The 5,185-nt window shown below is 47.4% G+C and carries 6 protein-coding genes; all 6 read right to left on the reverse strand.

Going from position 1 to position 5,185, the window contains the following annotated elements; translation table 11 throughout:
* Window positions 1-1,007 (reverse strand): ABC transporter permease (locus RMO52_RS20535; protein WP_310417981.1); only part of this gene is annotated, 1,007 nt, incomplete at its 3' end.
* Between the two features lie 47 nt (window positions 1,008-1,054).
* Window positions 1,055-2,551, reverse strand: a complete 1,497-nt coding sequence (locus RMO52_RS20540) for a biotin/lipoyl-binding protein (protein WP_310417983.1) — start codon at window positions 2,549-2,551, stop codon at window positions 1,055-1,057.
* A gap of 71 nt (window positions 2,552-2,622) precedes the next feature.
* The gene (locus RMO52_RS20545; RefSeq protein ID WP_310417985.1) at window positions 2,623-3,090 is read right to left on the reverse strand and encodes a hypothetical protein; all 468 of its coding nucleotides are present in this window, start codon (window positions 3,088-3,090) and stop codon (window positions 2,623-2,625) included.
* 140 nt (window positions 3,091-3,230) lie between these two features.
* Complete coding sequence (locus RMO52_RS20550) at window positions 3,231-3,566, reverse strand: hypothetical protein (RefSeq protein ID WP_310417987.1); 336 nt, start codon at window positions 3,564-3,566, stop codon at window positions 3,231-3,233.
* Between the two features lie 574 nt (window positions 3,567-4,140).
* The gene (locus tag RMO52_RS20555) at window positions 4,141-4,644 is read right to left on the reverse strand and encodes a DUF1579 family protein (protein ID WP_310417989.1); all 504 of its coding nucleotides are present in this window, start codon (window positions 4,642-4,644) and stop codon (window positions 4,141-4,143) included.
* 159 nt (window positions 4,645-4,803) lie between these two features.
* The coding region (locus tag RMO52_RS20560; RefSeq protein WP_310417992.1) for a DUF1579 family protein at window positions 4,804-5,185 on the reverse strand (382 nt) is incomplete at its 5' end.

The raw sequence follows: 5,185 nt of genomic DNA on the forward strand, positions 1-5,185 counted from the left end.
CCAATGCCACCGACAATTAGTGAAATTCCGGCGATCGCACCCACCATCAGCGTCAACGACCCCATAATACCCGTGAGAGTCTTAATCAGATCCACTTCATTGGTGACAGTAAAATCATCCTCTTTGGGTGGGCGAATATCATGGCGCAGCCGGAGCACATTCGCCACCTGAAATTCCGCTGCTTCAAGTTGGTCGGGATTACTCGCTTTTACCCAAAAGCCGTTAATTGCCACACCTGTGAGCGCATTGTTACCAACAATCTCCGCAGACATATTAGTTAGGGGCAGATACACCATATTATTCGTATCTTGCAGCCCTACAGCCCCTTTCCGCTCCATCACCCCCACTACGCGATAACGCTTACTCTGAATCCGAATATCGCTACCGATCGCCGTTGCTGACGCAGGAAACAGATCGTCTCGAACTTTGGCACCAATTACCACCACTGCTTTGGCTGTATCCAAATCCTGCTGCTGAAAAAATACCCCTGATTCCGGTCGGACATTTCTCACTTCTGGAAAGTTTAAATCCGTGCCGATGGCAGTTATCGAAATGTTGACATTCCCCCGCACCACCTGAACACTTGGGCGGTATAAGAACGCTGACACCGCTGTCGCAGCAGGGACTTGTTTGGCGATCGCCTGAGCATCTTCCCAGGTGAGTGTACTAGCAGAACCAGCCCCCTGACTGATGCCGCCCGTTTTCGCTGCGGCTGCTGACACCTGGAGGATATTGGTACCCAATGCTGCAATACTCGACTCGGTAGATTTTTGGACACCCTGACCGATCGAAGTAATCGCAATGACAGAGGATATCCCAATAATTACACCCAGCATCGTCAATCCACTGCGGACTCTATTACTCCATAGGGTTTCCACTGCCATCAAAAATATTTCCAGCAGCGAAATCTTGCGCTTACTACGGCGAGATGGACGCAAAAGAGATTTGTCCGGCAAATCCCCTCCTCGGAGGGGTGCCCGTAGGGCGGGGTGGGTAGATCTACGCATAAATTCAAATATCCACAAATGGTAGTTTCAGAGAGTGCTGTCGATCGTCAACCGCCATCTGTAATCGCAGTGGCTCTACGGGTTCCAGGTGGAAAACTGAGTAAAACCCGTTCGTTCCCAGTTAAACCAGACTTAACTTCAGTCTTATCATTAACAGTTGTCCCCACCACGATCGGCGTAAATACCGGATCGCCGCCTGTTTTCGCCACAAATACACCCTGAGCCTTTGCCTGTTGCACGATCGCCGCCGTCGGCACAACTAGCACCTGATTTAGTTCTCCGGCTTTGAAATCGATCGTCACATTCATCCCTTGACTGAGCAGTTTTTGGGGGTCAGCAACCGCTACTTTTACCTCAAAACTGGTCACATTTTGTTGCACCAATGACTGGGTAGCAACTTGTGTCACCTTGCCCGCAAAAGTTTTGCCAGAATAAGCGTCCACCTTAATTACAGCAACTTGCCCGACACGGATTTGGGAAATACTGGCTTCGGCTACCTGCGCCACAATTTCATTGGTGGATGCTAGAGCCAGAATCGAAGATGATGTTGCCGAAGTCACCGCACTACCCGCCGTTGTGGGGGTAACGAAGGCACCAGGATCGGCATATTTGCGAGCGATAATCCCCGCGAAAGGGGCGCGAATCGTGGTGTCGTCGATAATCCGTTGCGCGATCGTCACTGCACCTTGGGCTGCCATCACTTCAGCACGGGCTTGGGCGATATCTTCGGGACGCGATCCGGCTTTGAGTAAATTCAATGCCTGTTGGCGTTGGTTGACGACGCTTCTGGCTTGGGCGATATCTTCAGGGCGCGATCCGGCATTGAGGAGATTTAGAGATTGTTGGGCTTGTTCTACTTGCGCCTGGGCACCATCACGGGTCGATCGAGCCGTACTCAATGCTTGTTGAGAGATCGCTCCCTGTGCTTGTAATTGTTGGTTGCGGCGTAAATCTTCGGCTGCTTGCCTGTTCGTCGCCTGAACTTTACTTAGGTTAGCTTTAGCTCCAGCGATATCTTGCGATCGATTCCCCGCAATTAGCTTATTCAAACCAGCATTTGCTTCATTAACCTGAGCTTGCGCTTGGGCGATATCCTGCGATCGATTCCCCGAGACAACCTTATTCAGATTCGCCTGAGCAGCGGCAACATTGCCCCGTGCCTGGAGCAATTGCCCTTGAAGGTTTGAATTGTCCATATATGCGACAATCTGCCCTGGCTTGACAAAATCACCTTCTTTGACTAGCAGCCGTTTTAAGACACCGGATGTTTTGGGGCTGACATTGACCGAACTTTCGGGTTGCACAGTACCATTGGCGGATACCAAAATTGTCAGATTCCCCCGCGTGACTGCTGCCGTCTGAATCTTGCTCTGCGCCCGCTGTTTGGGTACAGTTACTAATTGGTTGTAGCCAACATAGCTACCAATACCGAGCAGTGGAATTGCCACCAGCAACCACATTAGCCGCTTGTCGATCTTGGGATGAAGGAGATTCTCTACCAAAGAATCTACGCCCTTCCTTAAATTCAGAGTAATACTCGACATTGTTACCTCAAACTCTGGTGTCAGGACATCGATCGATTCAATGTCCTAGTTGCTGTTTAGATCGTTAGACTCTAGAACCGGATACCAGCCCCAACAGTAAAAGCTGTGTCTCGATCCTGACCGTTATTTAGCGGTACGTTTACTGCTCCTTTTAATCGGAGGCTATCGGTAAGATCGAGATCGACTCCACCAACCAAACCAAAGTTAGTAGTATTATTATTGCTATTGCCAGTATTGAAGTCTACCGAACCACCAACAAAAGGAGTAAGTTGGAGGGTTTCCGCATTATTGCTGAGAGGGAGATCGTAGGTTAATGCCGTACCAAACTTAGTACCACTATTGGGAAAATAGACAAATGGACGCAGGGACAAATTACTGCTGATTCCAAATTTGGAATCGACCCCAAATGCGGTTCCGTTACCAAATTCAACCGATGGGCCGATCGAACTTTGACCTAATTGTGCGCTAGCTGGTTTACTCATGCCAAAAGGGGCAAGAGAGGAACACAGGAGTGCTAAGGCAATAAGCTGTTTTTTCATTGTAAATTCTCTGTTGTTTTATTTGAATTGGTCTCGCGATTGTAGCTCTTGGTATCGATTTAAGTTCTCAAAATTAATGTCATCTCTAATTTTGATATCAGGCATTAGTGCAGCCGCGCCAACGCCTTCAATTACGGATATTAGCCTCGATTCCCACGATTAACTTCTCGACTTAGTTGAACGTAGGTTTGATACCCACGCCGCTCCAGTCTGTTGGCGGCCTGTCGGGCATCGCGGCGATTGTAGTGGTTACTCTCAAAAGTCCACTGCCGATCGTTACGGTTGCGATAATAAACAGAAAACTGGCGATCGCGATTTCGGTTGTTACGATACTGGTAGTCGCGATTTTGGTTGTTACGATACTGGTATTCGCGATCGTACTGAGCGATTTTGTCTGAATCTAGTGCCTGTGCTGTAAGGGGCGTAGTTACTGCGAATCCCGTACATACCAGTGCTAGTAAAATTAGCTTCTTCATCAGATTAGTTTTAAAGTGGAATATTTGGGTTAGTTAATTAAATTCAGAATCTAATTAATCGACCATGCTTTAAAGTTAATCGATCGAAAAAGTAAATCACTCTCTCTAAAGGAGTAGATAAAAAATGCTTTAATAGAATAATGTAACGCTAATTCTCATCTTTTTATCATCTGCAAATTACACTTAAAATTGTTTGATTTTAAGATGTGCAATTAGCTCTCAAAAAAGGCTTTAGTTATTAATTTAATTGAATTAAAATATAAGTAGGTTGTAAATAAATCACAACTTACTCATATTTAAAAAAATTACAAGAGCAAGTATTTTCGTAAATAAAAATAAAGTCACTTTATTTTTATTTACATATATTTAATTAGAAAATTAACGAGACACAGGGGTTTAAATCCCCACACCATACAACCCAATTCTCTGCTTGGTGCGCTGTCTTGACCCAAACACATGCGGAGGGAACCTCCGCGTGATTTGGGTCGCTAAACCGTCGGGGAACCCGACGAGCGCGCATCCGCAATTCTCCATTCTCAATTCTCAATTAATTTAAGCGATCCATGCTTGCTACCTAATTGACTTTAGTTCCCTCTGAATCAGTCAAGACAGACCAATCATCTCCATCTAACCACTCCCAATGGGTAGCCAGATTATTACCGTCATTGCGAAATGTATACGTGGTACGGTATTCTGTTCCGATCGATGACGACCAAACACCATCACGGATCGTCCGCTGGCCAAGATGAATTCTGCCATAGTTGTCAAATATTTGGGAGGAATACGTTTGGCTCACAGCATCATAGCCGATTGTTTCGATCCCACTCATCGGTAAGTCGCCGATTTGCCCATTAAAGTGACGAACGAGAAAAAACCCACCTGGTAGCCACTCGTAGGTTTCCGCCCCAATCCACCGGACGGGTGAGTCGTAGGGGTTTTCCTTCGACTGTCCAGTTCCATAAGACAGCCCTTCTGTAGGCCACTTGCCAACAAATACATTCAGGAGTTGGAGTTCGGCACTAGGGGTGAGTGGTGGCTGTAGAGTCTGGGGTTTTGTTACTGTTGCTTTTCGTGACATGGTTTAGCTTCCAATGTTTGATGATAAATGCCTCGATGCTCTTGAGGAGCATTTGCTTTGCCTCCGGCAGGCTAACGCCAAGTGCAATAGCCGCTCCCTTCCTGCGGAACGCTGCTTTGTTGGCGTAAGCCTACGACTCCCGCGCTGATGGAGAATCGTCTACGAGACTTTCGTTAACTTCACATCCATCCAAGGGAGCCAATTCAAACCGTCGCTGGACTGCTCCCATTGACCTGTCAAAGTGTTGCCAATGCTGTTGAACAGACCTATGAACCGCGATGATTTTCCCTCAATCGTCCAGGTGTGGTCTTGAAGATGGGCGTGGAATAAGTCGGAGTTGCCGCGACTATCGAAGCAGTGGCATGTGTATGTCTGGCTCGAAGGGTCATAACCGATAAATTCGAGCGTGTTTAACTCCTCAGTCCCAATGTGTCCGTTCGCACGATGAACCAGGAAAAACTTACCAGGCATCCACTCATAGGTGTCCACGAAGGCTACCTTGACGGCTGGGACATCCGCGCTGGCGTGAGTCTCTCCTTCT

This window comes from Chamaesiphon sp. OTE_8_metabat_110 (assembly GCF_031382685.1).
In the GTDB taxonomy this organism is placed as follows: Bacteria; Cyanobacteriota; Cyanobacteriia; order Cyanobacteriales; family Chamaesiphonaceae; genus Chamaesiphon.

Coding starts and splice junctions, on each gene's coding strand:
- RMO52_RS20540 (WP_310417983.1), bottom strand. CDS start 2,551: ATGTCGAGTATTACTCTGAATTTAAGGAAGGGCGTAGATTCTTTGGTA.
- RMO52_RS20545 (WP_310417985.1), bottom strand. CDS start 3,090: ATGAAAAAACAGCTTATTGCCTTAGCACTCCTGTGTTCCTCTCTTGCC.
- RMO52_RS20550 (WP_310417987.1), bottom strand. CDS start 3,566: ATGAAGAAGCTAATTTTACTAGCACTGGTATGTACGGGATTCGCAGTA.
- RMO52_RS20555 (WP_310417989.1), bottom strand. CDS start 4,644: ATGTCACGAAAAGCAACAGTAACAAAACCCCAGACTCTACAGCCACCA.